Genomic DNA, 15,462 nt, shown 5'->3' on the forward strand with positions numbered 1-15,462 from the left:
GAACCGGGGGTCAAGACAATCTGGCAGGGCTTGCAGCGCGTCATGGACTTCGCCGCCGGAATCAAGTACGCCAGGGAGATTGGTCACGAGTGACTTGTGTGTAATGCAATGGGTTTACCGAACGCCCAAAAGAAAACGCCCACACCGTATTACCGGTGCGGGCCAAGTTTCCATTCGGAAACGGGTAGACAAGTCATGAAGAGCGCCCCCGCATCTCCATGACAGGATGAATGTTAGCGACCCGCCGTGGACTCCGGCTTGACGAAAGTCAAGTGGGCAAGCAGTTGTCGAAAACCCGGCCTCCGCCACACCCCGGGGCGCAGCATTCGCCACAAACAAGAAGGGCGCCCCGCGGGGCGCCCTTCTCAGTCACGCTGCATCAATGCACCGCATGGCCGAAGGTGAATTCGCCATCGGCATAATCCACCGGCACCACATCCTTGGCGGCGAACTTGCCTTCCAGGATGGCGCGAGCCACCGGGTTCTCGATCTGCTGCTGGATCGCCCGCTTGAGCGGACGCGCCCCGAACACCGGGTCGTAACCCGCGCTGGCGATCTTCTCCAGCGCCAGCTCGCTGACCTCCAGCGTCATGTCCATGCGGGCCAGGCGGGCCTGCAAGCGTTGCAGCTGGATGCGCGCGATCGACTCGATATTCTTCTGGTCAAGCGCGTGGAACACCACGACTTCGTCGATCCGGTTCAGGAACTCAGGCCGGAAATGCGTGCGCACCTCCTGCCAGACCGCGCCCTTCACCGCTTCCTGCGGCTCGCCCACCATCGACTGGATGATCTGCGAACCCAGGTTGGACGTCATCACGATCACCGTGTTCTTGAAGTCCACGGTGCGGCCCTGGCCGTCGGTCAGGCGGCCATCGTCGAGCACCTGCAGCAGCACGTTGAAGACGTCCGGGTGGGCCTTCTCGACTTCATCGAGCAGCACCACGCTGTACGGCTTGCGGCGCACGGCCTCGGTCAGATAACCGCCTTCCTCGTAGCCGACATATCCCGGCGGCGCGCCGATCAGGCGGCTCACGCTGTGCTTCTCCATGAACTCGCTCATGTCGATGCGGATCAGGTGCTCTTCCGAATCGAACAGGAACTCGGCCAGGGCCTTGCACAGCTCGGTCTTGCCGACGCCGGTCGGCCCCAGGAACAGGAACGAGCCATACGGCTTGTTCTCGTCCGCCAGGCCCGCACGCGAACGGCGGATGGCATCGGACACCAGCCGCACGGCTTCGTCCTGGCCGACCACGCGGTTGTGCAGGCGGTCTTCCATCTTCAGCAGCTTCTCGCGCTCGCCCTGCATCATCTTCGACACCGGGATGCCGGTCGCACGGCTCACCACTTCGGCGATTTCCTCGGCCCCCACCTGCGTGCGCAGCAGCTTGTTGGGCTGCTTCTGCTCGCTGGCTTCGGCATCGGTCGCAGCCTTGAGCTTGCCTTCCAGGCCCGGCAGCTTGCCGTACTGCAGCTCGGCCACCTTGTCGAGCTTGCCTTCGCGCTGCAGCCTGGCGATCTCGAGCTTGACCTTCTCGATCTCTTCCTTCAGCGCGGCCGTGCCCTGCGCGGCGCCCTTCTCGGCCTTCCAGATCTCGTCGAGGTCCGCGTACTCCTTCTCCAGGCGCGTGATTTCCTGCTCGATCAGATCCAGCCGCTTGAGCGAGGCTTCGTCGGTCTCCTTCTTGACCGCTTCACGCTCGATCTTGAGCTGGATGGTGCGGCGCTCGAGCTTGTCCATCGCCTCCGGCTTGGAGTCGATTTCCATCTTGATGCGCGCGGCCGCCTCGTCGATCAGGTCGATCGCCTTGTCGGGCAGGAAGCGGTCGGTGATATAGCGGTGCGACAGCTCCGCCGCGGCGACGATGGCCGGGTCGGTGATCTCGACGCCGTGGTGCAGCTCGTACTTTTCCTGCAAGCCGCGCAGGATGGCGATGGTCGCTTCCACCGTGGGCTCGTCCACCAGCACCTTCTGGAAGCGGCGCTCGAGCGCGGCGTCCTTCTCGATGTACTTGCGGTATTCGTCCAGCGTCGTCGCGCCGATGCAGTGCAGCTCGCCGCGCGCCAGCGCCGGCTTGAGCATGTTGCCCGCGTCGATGGCGCCTTCGGCCTTGCCCGCGCCGACCATGGTATGGATTTCGTCGATGAAGACGATGGTCTGGCCTTCGTCCTTGGCGACGTCGTTCAGCACGGCCTTCAGGCGTTCCTCGAACTCGCCGCGGTACTTCGCGCCAGCCAGCAGGCCGGCCATGTCGAGCACCAGCACGCGCTTGTTCTTCAGGCTCTCGGGCACCTCGCCGTTGACGATGCGCTGCGCCAGGCCTTCCACGATGGCGGTCTTGCCCACGCCCGGCTCGCCGATCAGCACCGGGTTGTTCTTGGTGCGGCGCTGCAGGATCTGGATCGCGCGGCGGATCTCGTCGTCGCGGCCGATCACAGGGTCCAGCTTGCCCATGCGGGCGCGCTCGGTCAGGTCGATGGTGTATTTCTTCAGGGCCTCGCGCTGGCCTTCGGCCTCGGCGCTGTTGACCGATTCACCGCCACGCACGGCCTGGATGGCAGCCTCCAGCGGCTTGCGGTTCAGCCCGTTCTCGCGCGCAATGCGGCCGGCCTCGCCCTTGTCTTCCGACACGGCAAGCAGGAACAGTTCGCTCGCGATGAACTGGTCGCCACGCTTGATGGCCTCTTTTTCAGCGGCATTGAGCAGGTTGACCAGCTCGCGGCCCACCTGGACCTCGCTGGTGCCCTGCACTTGCGGCAGGCGCTTGATGGCCGCGTCCAGCGCGGTCTGCAGGCCGTTCACATTCACACCGGCGCGCTGCAGCAGGGCCTTGGCGGCGCCGTCGTTCTGCGCAATCAGCGCACGCAGCAGGTGCTGCGGTTCGATATATTGGTTGTCATTGCCCAGTGCAAGGCTTTGCGCATCGGCCAGCGCTTCCTGGAACCGGGTAGTCAGTTTGTCAAGACGCATAGGATTCCCTCTCTCTGTGAGTGTCCTGATGCTAGGGAGCTCGCCCGGCCGGACACTGGATGTCTTTCCGAAAGATAAGGCTTGGGCTTGACATTTCAAGACCATGCCGACGCGATCTTGGCGCGATCGAAAGTGAAGCGTGCGATACGCCGGCTATGCGGCCAGGCTGCCCCTGGCTTTGCCCTTGTTCCGGAGGTTGCGCACCAGCCCAAGCGCCTCTTCCTGCACGACGCTCGTGGCACGCATCAATCCGATCAATCCGGCACGTCTACGGAGCCAGTGCTGGCCGCAATCTGGTTGGCGATGTCCGGACTTGGCGAGATCGGCGGCACGTTGGCCGGCAGCAGCGTCGGCGCGGTCGTGGTATTGGTGGCACCGCCGCGCGGGATGGTCCGCACCACCTGCGACGGCGGCAGCGCCTTGCCGGTAGTGAGGTTGTCAAAGACGGCATCCAGCGCGCGGATCAGGTACAGGTGCAGCGGCACGTAGCGGTTGCTGTACCCCGATACCGCCCCGATGAATGCATCGAAGTGCTGGGCGTTCTCGACCTCGATATACGAGAGCCTGCTGGCCGCGCCTTCCTGCTGCCGGTTGAATCCGAGATACGGCCGCGATGTGTGATTGACGGGCAGCAGGCCATCGCTGCGGCCATGCACGATCAGCGCGGGCTTGCCACGCAGGTTGCCGGAGCGCTGCGTCTGGGCCACGCCCGCCTGCAGCGCCTGCGCCTGGGAATCCGTGCCAGTCAACAGGTCGCGCAGGCACCTGGCACCGTCGAAGTTGGCATCGGCCCGGTTGCTGGAGGCCGATACCGACTGGCCATTCAGGAACGGACCATGCTGCAGGTCCCGGTCATTGATCAGTTGCACCGTACTGGTCGGCGGTACGCCGTTGCCGGTCGCGAACATCGACGCCAGCACGGATGGCGCAATCGCCGCCGGCTTGAAGTCAGCCAGCGTGGCGGCGAAGCTGTAGCCACACAGCCGGTCGGTCACGCTGGCCCTGGCGTACGAATTGGCGTAGGTCACGGAAATCGAGGCCGCCGTGTCGAAGAAGGCCAGCGACGGATGCAGCGCATCCGATTCCGGCTCCCAGCCGGCCTGATGCAGTTGATCAAGCGCGCTTGCCGCCTGGTCGCTCACCGTGGTGCCGGAAATCATGTTGTTGTCCACCAGCGTCTGGCACCGGGCGATGTAGAACGCATTGGTGGCAAATGCCGGAGCGTTGACCAGCGAGGTCGCCTGGGACGCACATAGCTGCAGCAGGTTGGCCGTGGAGATGTAGTCGTACAGCAAGTGACCAGAGGCATTGACCGGCTTGCTGCCACGCTTGACGAGGATGTCGGCATTGGGAGGCAGGTTCAGGTTGGGCTCGGCCACGGCCACACCGTCAATCAGTCCGTCGGTATCCTGCTCTGCCGCCGCGATCGCCGCACCGCCACCGTTGGAAACACTGGAGGCGATCACGAGGATCCCGTCCTTGCTGAGGGTCCGCTGGCGCACGCCGTTTCCGGCGACCAGGCCAAAGCGGTCATTGATCGCCCAGATGCCGAACTCGATCGCCTGCAGCGTGAACTTGCCCCAGTCCTTTTCCGGGTTGCGCTGCGAATGCGCGTGCTTGAACGCCAGGCGATGCGGTGCCTGTGCAGTGAAATCGGCCAGCGACAGGATGCCCGGCCGCGCCGCGAACTGGGCGTTAATGCCGGCGGCACTCCGCGTGGCGCGCGTGCCGTCGATCAGCGGCACGGTGTCGGTGTCCAGGTCGTGCGGTGCAGCACCGGTGCCCTTGTCGGTATAGGCCACCGCGCAGCCGCGCTTGAGCCCCCACTCGCCCACGGAGATCGCGCCATATACGCCGCGCGAGCCCGACGACGTCGCCGTGATCATGCAAGGCTTGCTGGTATCGAACGTGTTCGGGATCTGCACCAGCATCGTCACGTTCTCCTGCCCACTGCCGTCGTCGGAGAAGGCAAGATACTCGACCCCGGCAATCTTGCCCTGCCCCGTGGTGACGTTGCCCTGTGCGTCCACGTTGGGGCCATAGAGCGAGCCGAAGCCGCCGCCCGCCGTGGTGTCCACGATGGCACGGTAGTTGTTGTAGATCGCGTAGCGGCGCAGTTCGGCTGCGGTCGGCGTGTTCGGGTCCGCCGGCACCGGTGCCGTGGCGCTTGCCAGCCCGTCCTTGCCCAGGCCGGCCGTCAGCAGGTCATCGGTCGTGCCGTCGTAGGCCTTGACCGTCACGGTGCCGATATTGGCAGGCTTGATGTTCGGGTTGGTGTTGCCGTCGTTGCTGTCGCCACCGCCACAGGACACGGCCAGCAGTGCCGCCGCAGCGGCGACCGTGGTCTTGCCAAGGCGATGAAAGTGATCGTGCTGCATGGGACCCTCCTGGTTTGCTGACTATCCGCTCATGCCGAGAAGACTTCCGAACTGCAAACTGCCGGGCCACCTGCCGCTTACCCGGGGCCCGGGAAGCGTGCGCGCAGCTTGTGCTTTTCCACCTTGCCGGACGGCGTGCGCGGCAATGCGTCGATGAGCCGCACATGACGCGGAACCTTGTAGCCGGCCAGTCTGGCCCGGCAATGCGCGATCACGGCATCGGCATCCAGCGCGGCACCGGGCCGCAGTACCACCAGCGCCATGCCGACCTCGCCCCACTGCGGGTCCGGCGTGCCGATCACCGCAGCCTCGGCGACGCCGGCGAGCTGGAACAGCACGTTCTCCACCTCGGCAGGATAGACGTTCTCGCCGCCGGAAATGAACATGTCTCTGGCGCGGTCGACGATGTAGTAGTCACCGTCTTCGTCCATCCAGGCAATGTCGCCCGAGTAGAGCCAGCCGTCGCGGATCGCCTCGGCCGTGGCTTGCGGCAGGTTCCAGTAGCCCGGTGTCACGCCCGGTCCCTTGATCAGCAGTTCGCCACGCTCGCCCGGCGCCACATCCACGCCCGCCGCATCGACGATACGCGTCAGCATCGACCCGACCGGCTTGCCGATGGTGCCGATCTTGCGGCGCGCGGTGACCTCGTCGCAGACGAAGACCGTGGGCCCGGTCTCGGTCATGCCGAAGCCGAAGCAGATGGTCACGCCCTTGGCCAGGTAGGTCTCCAGCAGCGGGCGCGGCACCGGCGAGCCGCCGGCCGACATGTTGCGCACCCCCGAGAAATCGGCCTGCCCGAAGCGGGGGTGCTGGCTCAGGAACAGGTACACCGCCGGCACCGCGAAGAACATCGTGATGCCTTCGCCTGAGTGGCGATCGAGCTTGTCCAGCACGACCTGCGGATCGAACTGCCGCAGGATGTGCACGGTGCCGCCGGCATGCAGCACCGGATTCGCGTAAAGGTTCAGCCCGCCCGTGTGGAAGAACGGCAGCACGCTGAGGAACACGTCGTCGCGCGTGATTTTGTTGGCCAGCATGGCGTTGACGGCATTGAAGAACGCCATGCCGTAGGTCTGGATCACGCCCTTGGGCCGCCCGGTCGTCCCGGAGGTGTACAGCAGGTGCCACACCTCATGCTCGTCGCGCGGCGGCATCTCGATGATGCGGCCGCTGGCCGCGGCCAGCACGGCCTCGTACTCCGTCCAGCCCGCCGGTACGTCGGCGGCCTCGTCATCGGCAAGATGCAGCACCGCGCGCATCGGCATGGCGCGGCTCAGTTCGGCGGCTACGCCGAGGAACCCATCGCCGGCCACCAGCACCTGTGGTGCGCAATCCTGCAGGATGGGCAGCAATTCGGCCGCGGGCAGCCGCCAGTTCAGGCACACCATCACCATGCCTGCCTTGGCGCAGCCGTAGAGCATCTCGAAATAGTCCGAGCCGTTGTGCGCGAGCACTGCCACGCGCGTACCCGCAGGCAGCCCGAGGTGCAGCGAAAGGTACTCGGCAAACCGGCTTGCGCGCTCGTCGAACTGGCGGTACGTCACGCGCCGGCCGCTTTCCACGTCAACCAGCGCGACCTTGTCCGGGTAATGCTGTGCATTCTTGTGCAGCCAGTCGATCACATACATGGCATACGGCCTCCGTGTGGTCCGGGTCAGGATGCCACGTCATGCGCCTTGCCGGCACCGCGCAAGCGCCCGACCACGCCCTGCGGGAAATAGTAGACGCTGAGGATGAACAGCAGCCCCAGCCACAGCAGCCAGCGGTCCGGGTGCAGCAGTCCGGAAAGCAGCGGCACGGCCGCGGTGGCTTCGCTCGCCAGCTTCATCACGTCCTGCAGGTAGGTCTGCGCCAGCAGGAACAACGTCGTGCCGATCACCGCGCCGTAGAGCGTACCCATGCCGCCGATCACGACGATCAGCAGGATATCGACCATGATCTCGAACGACAGCGACGTGTCCGGCCCGTTGTAGCGCAGCCAGACCGCCATCAGCACGCCGGCCATGGTAGCGAATATGGCAGACAGCACGGTGGAGACTGTGCGGAAGACCACGGTCCGGTAGCCGATCGCTTCCGCACGGAAGTCGTTCTCGCGGATGGCCTGCAGCACGCGGCCGAACGGCGAGTTGACGATGCGCAGCAGCAACAGGAACAGCACCACCGCGCCGGCGAACACCAGGTAGTAGCTCAGCAGCTTGCCATTGAGCGGCACGCCGAACCATTCGGCATCGCCGAGCGAGAAACCGGGGCGCAGCGCCTCGGGCACCTTGAAGGTCAGGCCGTCCTCGCCGCCGGTCCATTCGGAGAGCTGCGAGACCAGCGTGGCGAAGGCCGTCGCCACGGCCAGCGTGATCATGGCGAAGAAGATGGCCCGCACGCGCAGCGAGAACAGGCCGACCAGGAAGGCCAGCAACGCGGATACCGCCAGCGCCGCCACCGAGCCAGCCAGCAGCGCGCCCCAGCCCGGCTCCATGCGCGACATGGCGATGGCGACGCCGTAGCCGCCAATGCCAAAGAACATCGTGTGGGCGAAGGAAACGATGCCGGTGTAGCCGAGCAGCAAATCATAGCTGGCCACCAGCACCACGAAAATGCAGATCTTGGCCGCCATGTTCAGCGCGCGGGCGCCCGGGAACAGGAACGGCGCGCACGCCAGGGCCAGCACGATCAGCAGCAGCAGCGCGGTCAGTGCGCGGCTGCGCGGCAGGTCGCCGGAAAGCAGTCGGATCATGTCGCGTGCCCCTTGTCAGCGCCTGGCCACCGGGAACAGCCCTTGCGGCCGCCACAGCAGGATCAGCATCATCAGCAGGATGTTGGAGAACAGCGCGACCTTCGGGAGCAGGAAACCCGTGTAGTTGGCCATCAGCCCCACCAGCAGCGCGCCGACAAAGCAGCCGGTGGTGGAGCCGAGCCCGCCGATGATGATGACGATGAAGATCAGCACATTGACCTGCGCGCCGATCGCCGCCGTGATGTTCTGCTGGTACAGGCCCCACAGCACGCCGCCCATGCCCGCGAGCGCGGCGCCGGCCACGAACACGCCGATGAAGAGGCGCCGTACACGGTAGCCCAGTGCCTCCACCATCTCGCGGTTCTCCACACCGGCCCGGATCAGCAGACCGATGCGCGTGCGGTTGAGCAACAGCAGCATGGCAATGAAGACCGCCAGCCCGAGCACCATGGCCACCAGCCGGTACTTTTCGATGGCGGCATCGCCCAGCAGCACCGCCCCACGGAAAGCCGCCGGCACCTCCAGCGCGATGGTCTCCGCCCCCCAGATCGCCTTGATCAGCTGCTCGGCGACGAGCATGCCGCCCATGGTGATCAGGATCTGCTTCAGGTGCTGGCCGTAGACCGGGCGCACCACCACGCGCTCGAAGAACAGCCCCACCGCCCCGGCCGCCGCCATGGCCGCCAGGATCGCCAGCGCGAACACCGCCAGGTTCAGCGCCAGGCTGTCGGCCTGCACCCACCCTGACAGCGGCAGGAGCACCGACGCTGCCACGTACGCGCCGAGCGCGATAAAGGCGCCATGGCCAAAGTTGAGCACGTCCATCAGCCCGAACACGAGCGTCAGGCCCGACGACACCACGAAGATGATCATGCCCATGGCCAGCCCGGCGATGGTCAGCGTCAGCCATGTCGAGCCGCTGCCCACCAGCGGGAACGCCAGCAGCATGAGGAAGGGCACGAGGGCCAGCGGGGTCCAGTCGAGGCGGACCTTGGGCAGGTCTGCGGGGCCTGACGTCGGTAAGGTTGTGGAAGTTGTCATGTCTCTCGCCATGCTGCCTGTTTGCTCCCGCTCGCGGGAGAGGGGAGCAAAACGTCGCCATTGCCTGCGTCGTCACTGATGCGCTGCCAGCGACAACCCCAGCAGCCGCTGCTGCAATGCCTCGTCCCACGCCAGTGCCGCCATGTCGCCGGCATGCACGATGCGCCCGTCATCCATCACCGCCACCGTGTCGCCCACCGACTTCGCCATATGGAAGTTCTGCTCCACCAGCAGGATCGACACCTCGGTCTGCTTCAGTTCGCGGAACACGGCGATCATGTTCTGGATGATGGCCGGCGCCAGGCCCTTGGTCGGCTCGTCCACGATCAGCAGCTTGCGCGGCTCGACGATGGCGCGCGCCACCGACAGCATTTGCTTCTGGCCGCCCGACAGTACGCCGGCGCGCTGGTGCCAGAACGTCTTCAGCGCAGGGAACATGCGGAACACCCAGTCCAGGCGCCGGGCGTCGATGGCCCCGCTGCGAGCGGCCAGCCGCATGTTCTCGGCCACCGTCAGGTCGGAAAACACGCTCATGTTCTCGGGCACGTACGCGATGCCCGCCTGCGCGATGGCCGGCGTGCCGTGTCCGGTGATGTCGGCGCCATCGAACTCTACCGCACCGGCGCTGGCCCGCCACAGGCCCATGATGGTGCGCAGCGTGGTGGTCTTGCCCGCGCCATTGCGCCCCAGCAGCATGGTCACACCGCCGCGCGGCACGTCGATGCTCACGCCGTGCAGGATGTGGTACGGACCGATATGGGTCTGCACGTCACGCAGCCGCAGGATCGGGCCTGCCGTCGGGGATTCACGCATGGATCGCCTCCGCGCCGGGTTCCGCCATCCCCAGGTACGCCTGCTGCACGATCGGCGAGGCAATGACCTCCGCCGGGTTGCCGTCCGCCATCAGCGTGCCGTTATGCAGCACGATGATGCGGTCGGCCAGCGAGCGCACCACGTCCATCTTGTGCTCCACCAGCAGCACGGTCTTGCTCCTGTCCTGCCGGATTTCGCGGATCAGGTCGAGGATCACCGGTACCTCGTCCACGCTCATGCCGGCAGTGGGCTCGTCGAACATGAAGATGCGCGGCTGCAGCGCCAGCAGGATGCCTACCTCCAGCTTGCGCTGGTCGCCATGCGGCAGCGCGGCCACCGGCAGGTGGCGTTTGCCGGCCAGCGCCACGCGCTCCAGGCAGGCCTCTGCCTGCGCGCGCGCGCCGCGGTGGCTGGTCCACATCGACAGCAGGTCGATGCCGCGCTGCTGGCGCGCCTGCACGGCCAGGCGCACGTTTTCCAGCACCGGCAGGTTCGGGAACAGGCTGGTCAGCTGAAAGGCACGCCCGATACCGCGGCGTGCCCTTTGCGAGACCGGCAGGTGCGTCACGTCCTCGCCATCGAGCAGGATCTGCCCCGCGCTGGCCGGCAACTGCCCCGAGATCAGGTTGAAGTACGTCGTCTTGCCCGCGCCGTTGGGGCCGACGATGCAGGTCAGCTCGCCCGGCCGGAACGCGCACGACACCGCGTTGACGGCCACGTGGCCGCCGAAACGGATGGTCAGTCCGCGCGTTTCCAGCATCGGCGGCTGTGCCGCGGTGGCTGCCACGCCCGTCACCGGTGGTTGCGGATCGGCACGTTCATCTCTTCGGGCTTGATCTCGCGCACGAGCTCGGGCACGCCCCAGGCAAAGGCCGGATCGACCTTGATCCTGAAGTGGTACATCGACTGCATGGCCTGGTGGTCTTCCTTGCGGAAGACCATCCTGCCCTTGGGCGTTTCAAACGCCATGCCTTCCATGGCCGTGATCAGCTTTTCCGAGTTGGTGTCGCCACCGGTCTTCTTGAGCGCTTCCACCAGCGCGATGCCAGCCGACATGCCGCCGGCCGTGAAGAAGTCAGGCGGCGACTTGAACTTGCTGTAGTGGTTCGACACCAGCCACTCGTTGGCCTTGTTCTTCGGGATGCCGAAGTAGTAGTACGTGGCGCCCTCCATGCCCGGGAAGTTCTTGTAGCTGGCCATGGCCGGCAGGATATTGCCGCCGGTGGCGATCTCGATGCCATAGCGCTTCGGGTCGAGGTCCGCGATCTTGAACGGGTTGCCCGCGCCGGCCCAGATGATGAAGATCACCTTGCGGCCCGGCTTGTCCTTGAGCGCGTCGAACAGGCGCTGCGCACCGGCGGTGAAGTCGGTGGTGCTGGTTGGCAGGTATTCCTCATGGACGATCTTCGCGTTCTTCAGCGCGCCCTTGAACGCCTTCACGCCGTCGCGGCCGAAGGCGTAGTCCTGCGCCAGCGTGGCGATCTGCACGCCGGGCTTGTCCAGCGCGACGGCATTGGAAATGGCGTCCTGCGAGGAATTGCGGCCGGTGCGGAAGATATAGCGGTTCCACTTGTCGCCGGTGATGGAGTCGGCCACGGCCGGCTCGACCAGCAGGATCTTTTTGTACTCCTCCGCCACAGGCAGCATGGCCAGCGCCGTGCCGGAGGACGTCGGCCCCAGCGCGATATCGGCGCGGTCATCGCTGTAGGCAGCGGCAAGCTGGGCCTTGGCCACGTCAGGCTTGCCCTGGGTGTCCTTTTCGATCACCACGAGCTTGTTGCCGTTGACGGTCATGGTGCCGTTGGTGGCGTACTCCAGGCCCATTATCAGGCCGGTCTGGGTCTGCCTGGCATAGGCTTCGAGCGCGCCGGTCTTGTCGTAGACGTGGGCAATGCGGATATCCCTGGCCAGCACACCGGCACTGGCGAGCAGGCTGGCGGCCAGCGCCACGGCATGGACGGCGATAGTGCGGCGTTGCATGGTTGTCTCCTCCTTTTTTCGGTCTCTCGGTCTCGTCGGTCCTTCCAGCTTCTTGTTTCTGTTCTTGCCTGAAACCTCGCCCGGCCGGTCCGCCGAAGGCGGCCGTCAACGTGCCTGCAGGCCGTGCGTGATCATGTCGACGGCGGCATCGACCACCTTCTCCATCGAGGCGGGCCGCTTCCACAGCGCATAGCGCATGCCCAGGAAGTTGCTGATGCCGATCAGGCACCAGGCGCGCACCTCGGCATCGCCGGGGCGAACCTCGCCCTGCTCCGCCGCGCGGCTCAGGCGCCGGCTGTAGAGATCGGCAAAGACCTGGAAGTAGCCGCTGTAGATGGTCTCGTCCACCGAATACGAGTCGAGCACGATCCGGTAGAGATTCTTGTGTCGGGAAACGAAGGACAGGAAGGCCTTCAGGCCCAGCCGTTCGGCCTCGATCTGGCTGGTGGCTGGCGCCACGTGCTTGCGCAGATGGGTGCGCAGCAGTTCGAGCATGTGCTGGACCAGCGCGCGGAAGACGTCTTCCTTGTCCTTGAAGTACAGGTAGAAGGTGCCCATGGCCACCTTGGCTTCCTGCGTGATCTCGGAAATCGATGCAACGTAGTAGCCCTTCTCGCCGAACACCTTTTCGGCGGCACGCAGCAGGGACTCGCGCGTTTTCTGCCCGCGCGCGGTCTTGGGCGGGCAGAGGCCGGAGTCAGTCCTGCCGGATTCGGTCTGGGACATCGTGTCTCCACTGTGGCGCTCGGGCGCCCTCTGTGTGTGATACCACCGTGTGATACCAGCGTCCCGCGACCTGCCCGCCGTCCAGCCTCCTCTGCCCGGAGCGGCACCGCGAAACATGATGACTGATTCATGTTTCATCGTATAGAGGGCCGGAGGCAGATGTCAATTCATGGCTTTCCCGTAGCATGCGGCCCGGCTGCCCGCCAGCCTGCAGTGCCGCCCCGTTTCCGCTACGGCGCTCAGGCCAGGAAACGGTAGGTCCACAAACCCAGCGCAGCGAGCAGCAGCGAACCGCCCAGATGGGTGACTACGTGCAGCAAGGCCCAGCCGTAGTCACCGGACATCACGTTGGCCAGCGCCTCGCTGGAAAAGGTGGAGAACGTGGTCAGGCCGCCGAGAAAGCCCGTGATGGCCAGCAGCCGCCATTCGGGCGGCAGCCCGGGATGGGAATCAAAGAAACCGACGGCCAGCCCGATCAGGTAGCCGCCCAGCAGGTTCGCGGCCAGGGTGCCGTATGGCAAGGCCGGATTCAGGGTGTTCCACATGACCGAGACCCCCCACCGCAGCCAGGCGCCGAGCGCTGCGCCGACGCCGACCGCCACGAACCCTAGCGGCCCCATCAGTTCCCGCCGTCGCTGCCGACGTCAGCGCCGCTGGCATTGAAGGACGGGATCCCCCAGCGCTTCAGGGCGGCCTCGTCGGTCACGCGGGCATCGACCCAGCGTGCGCCTTCCGGCGTCTCTTCCTTCTTCCAGAATGGCGCTTCGGACTTGAGGTAGTCCATGATGAATTCGCACGCCGCAAATGCGTTGCCGCGGTGGGCGGACGCCACGGCCACCATCACGATCTGGTCCAGCGGCAGCAGCGGCCCGACGCGGTGGATGATGGTCACGCCCAGCAGTTCCCAGCGCGCGCAGGCGGCAGCCTCGATCTGCACGAGCGCCTTCTCGGTCATGCCCGGATAGTGCTCGAGCTCCATCGCGCTGACGGCGCTGCCCTCGCTGACATCGCGCACGGTGCCGATGAAGCTTGCCACCGCGCCCACGCCGGGACGGCCGGCCCGCAGCGCCGCCACTTCGGCGCCGAGGTCAAAATCCTCGCGCTGTACTCTGACGCTCATTTCAGCCTCCGGTTACCGGCGGGAAGAAGGCCACTTCGCAGCCGTCGGCAATGGCCGTATCGGCGCGCGCCACGGCGTGGTCCACAGCCATGCGCAGCGCGCGGCCCTCGGCCAGGGTCTCGGCCCAGGCACCGCCGCGGGTGCGCAGCCACTGGCGCAGCTCGCCCACCGTGCGCACGTCGCCCGGGACTTCCGCGCGCTCCCCGGCAACGCCGAGCTGTTCGCGCACGCTGGCAAAGAAACGTAGTTCGATGTTCATCACGACTTCTTGCACCGTATGCACCGCCCGCTATGCCAGCAGGCCGTCAAACGGAATGAACTGCACGGTATCGCCGTGCGCGATCGCCCGGTCGGGCGGGTTGTCGATCAGGCCGTCGCCCCACACCGTGGAGGTCAGCACGCCCGAGCTCTGGTTCGGGAACAGGTCCAGGCCGCCATTGGCATTGAGGCGCGCGCGCAGGAATTCATTGCGGCGGTCGCCCTTCTTCAGTTCGAAGTCCGCGCGCAACGGCAGGCGCCGCGGCGTCACGTCGGCCACACCCTGCAGGCGCAGGATGAAGGGCCGCACGAACAGCAGGAAGGTAACGAAGCTGGACACCGGGTTGCCCGGCAGGCCCAGGAAGAACGCCGGATCGCTGCTGCCATTGTTGACCTGCCCGAACGCCAGCGGCTTGCCCGGCTTGATGGCGATCTGCCACATGTCCAGGCGGCCCTCGGCTTCCACGGCGGGCTTGATGTGGTCTTCCTCGCCGACCGAAACGCCGCCCGAGGTGATGATCAGGTCGTGGCCCTGCGCGGCCTTGCGCAGGGTCTCGCGGGTAGCGGCCAGCGTATCGGGCACGATGCCGAGGTCATTCACTTCGCAGCCCAGGTTCTCGAGCAGGCCGCGCAGCGTGAAGCGGTTCGAGTTGTAGATGGCGCCGGGCTTGAGCGGCTCGCCGGGCATGGCAAGTTCATCGCCCGTGAAGAACACGGCGACACGCACGCGCCGCACCACGTCCAGCCGCGCCTGGCCCACCGAGGCGGCCAGGCCCAGCGCCTGCGGCGTGAGCCGCGTGCCGGCGGGCAGGATCACGCTGCCGGCCTCGATATCCTCGCCGGCGCGACGGATCCACTCGCCGGACTGCGGGACGTGGTTGACGATGACGTCGTTGCCATCGGCCACGCACTGCTCCTGCATCACCACAGCATCGGCACCGGGCGGAATCAGCCCGCCGGTGAAGATGCGCGCGGCGGTGCCGGGCGCCAGTTCGGTGCCGACATGGCCGGCCGGAATGCGCTGCGACACGGGCAGGCGCGTACCCACGGCGGGCACATCGGCGGCGCGCATCACATAGCCGTCCATCGACGTATTATCGGCGGGCGGCACCTGCAGGGAACTGGTGACCGGCGCGGCCAGCACGCGGCCGTTGGCGGCCAGGGTGTCTACGTGCTCGACCTGAGCCAGCGGACGGGCGGCGGCCAGCAGGGCGTCGAGCGCCTGGGCCATGGTCAGCATCGGGGGGCGGGAAGACGCTGCAGCTTGGGTCATGGTGAGATGTGTGGGTTCTGAGCGCCCATGAAAAACGGCCCGCGCATTGCACCGCACACGCTCTGTCGATCGGGCGGGCAATCCGGGGGCCGGGTCTGGGCCACGGCTAGCCTGATTGTAGCGAGTTGGCGCCGCCAAGGCATGCGGCGGCGCCGCAGCCACCTGGAAGCGCCC

At 66.3% G+C, this 15,462-nt stretch carries 13 protein-coding genes; all 13 read right to left on the minus strand.

All coding sequences use genetic code 11. From position 1 onward, the window contains the following. Positions 1–379: 379 nt before the first annotated feature. The 13 genes from clpB to LDO29_RS21635 all read right to left on the minus strand — a co-directional run bounded on the left by clpB (position 380) and on the right by LDO29_RS21635 (position 15,288). Positions 380–2,968 carry an ATP-dependent chaperone ClpB gene (gene clpB / locus LDO29_RS21575; protein WP_224081779.1) on the minus strand — a complete coding sequence of 863 codons (2,589 nt, stop codon included), beginning with the start codon at positions 2,966–2,968 and terminating at the stop codon, positions 380–382. 254 nt (positions 2,969–3,222) lie between these two features. Continuing rightward, the gene (locus LDO29_RS21580) at positions 3,223–5,346 is read right to left on the minus strand and encodes a D-(-)-3-hydroxybutyrate oligomer hydrolase (protein ID WP_224081780.1); all 2,124 of its coding nucleotides are present in this window, start codon (positions 5,344–5,346) and stop codon (positions 3,223–3,225) included. A gap of 77 nt (positions 5,347–5,423) precedes the next feature. Continuing rightward, entirely contained in the window at positions 5,424–6,974 is a 1,551-nt protein-coding gene (locus LDO29_RS21585) for an acyl-CoA synthetase (RefSeq protein WP_224081781.1), read from the minus strand. A gap of 26 nt (positions 6,975–7,000) precedes the next feature. Next, positions 7,001–8,077 carry a branched-chain amino acid ABC transporter permease gene (locus LDO29_RS21590; protein ID WP_224081782.1) on the minus strand — a complete coding sequence of 359 codons (1,077 nt, stop codon included), beginning with the start codon at positions 8,075–8,077 and terminating at the stop codon, positions 7,001–7,003. 15 nt (positions 8,078–8,092) lie between these two features. Further along, positions 8,093–9,118, minus strand: coding sequence for a branched-chain amino acid ABC transporter permease (locus LDO29_RS21595; protein WP_224081783.1), 1,026 nt, complete (start codon positions 9,116–9,118; stop codon positions 8,093–8,095). Between the two features lie 72 nt (positions 9,119–9,190). Beyond that, positions 9,191–9,931: an ABC transporter ATP-binding protein gene (locus LDO29_RS21600; protein ID WP_224081784.1), complete on the minus strand. Its 741-nt coding sequence runs from the start codon at positions 9,929–9,931 to the stop codon at positions 9,191–9,193. Then, complete coding sequence (locus tag LDO29_RS21605) at positions 9,924–10,691, minus strand: ABC transporter ATP-binding protein (RefSeq protein ID WP_224081889.1); 768 nt, start codon at positions 10,689–10,691, stop codon at positions 9,924–9,926. The genes LDO29_RS21600 and LDO29_RS21605 overlap by 8 nt, the downstream gene beginning before the upstream one ends. A gap of 32 nt (positions 10,692–10,723) precedes the next feature. Then, on the minus strand, positions 10,724–11,911 hold the full coding sequence (locus tag LDO29_RS21610) for a substrate-binding domain-containing protein (RefSeq protein ID WP_224081785.1): 1,188 nt from the start codon (positions 11,909–11,911) through the stop codon (positions 10,724–10,726). A 105-nt stretch (positions 11,912–12,016) separates the two neighbouring features. Further along, positions 12,017–12,637, minus strand: coding sequence for a TetR/AcrR family transcriptional regulator (locus LDO29_RS21615; RefSeq protein ID WP_224081786.1), 621 nt, complete (start codon positions 12,635–12,637; stop codon positions 12,017–12,019). A gap of 239 nt (positions 12,638–12,876) precedes the next feature. Next, on the minus strand, positions 12,877–13,257 hold the full coding sequence (crcB, locus tag LDO29_RS21620) for a fluoride efflux transporter CrcB (protein ID WP_224081787.1): 381 nt from the start codon (positions 13,255–13,257) through the stop codon (positions 12,877–12,879). Beyond that, positions 13,257–13,757 (minus strand): molybdenum cofactor biosynthesis protein MoaE, encoded by a 501-nt coding sequence (locus tag LDO29_RS21625; protein WP_224081788.1) that lies wholly within the window; start codon positions 13,755–13,757, stop codon positions 13,257–13,259. The genes crcB and LDO29_RS21625 overlap by 1 nt, the downstream gene beginning before the upstream one ends. A gap of 1 nt (position 13,758) precedes the next feature. Continuing rightward, on the minus strand, positions 13,759–14,016 hold the full coding sequence (gene moaD, locus LDO29_RS21630; protein WP_224081789.1) for a molybdopterin converting factor subunit 1: 258 nt from the start codon (positions 14,014–14,016) through the stop codon (positions 13,759–13,761). 30 nt (positions 14,017–14,046) lie between these two features. Beyond that, positions 14,047–15,288, minus strand: a complete 1,242-nt coding sequence (locus LDO29_RS21635) for a molybdopterin molybdotransferase MoeA (RefSeq protein ID WP_224081790.1) — start codon at positions 15,286–15,288, stop codon at positions 14,047–14,049. Between the last annotated feature and the right edge of the window lie 174 nt (positions 15,289–15,462).

The sequence above is a fragment of the Cupriavidus laharis genome, assembly GCF_914271435.1.
GTDB lineage: Bacteria > Pseudomonadota > Gammaproteobacteria > Burkholderiales > Burkholderiaceae > Cupriavidus > Cupriavidus laharis.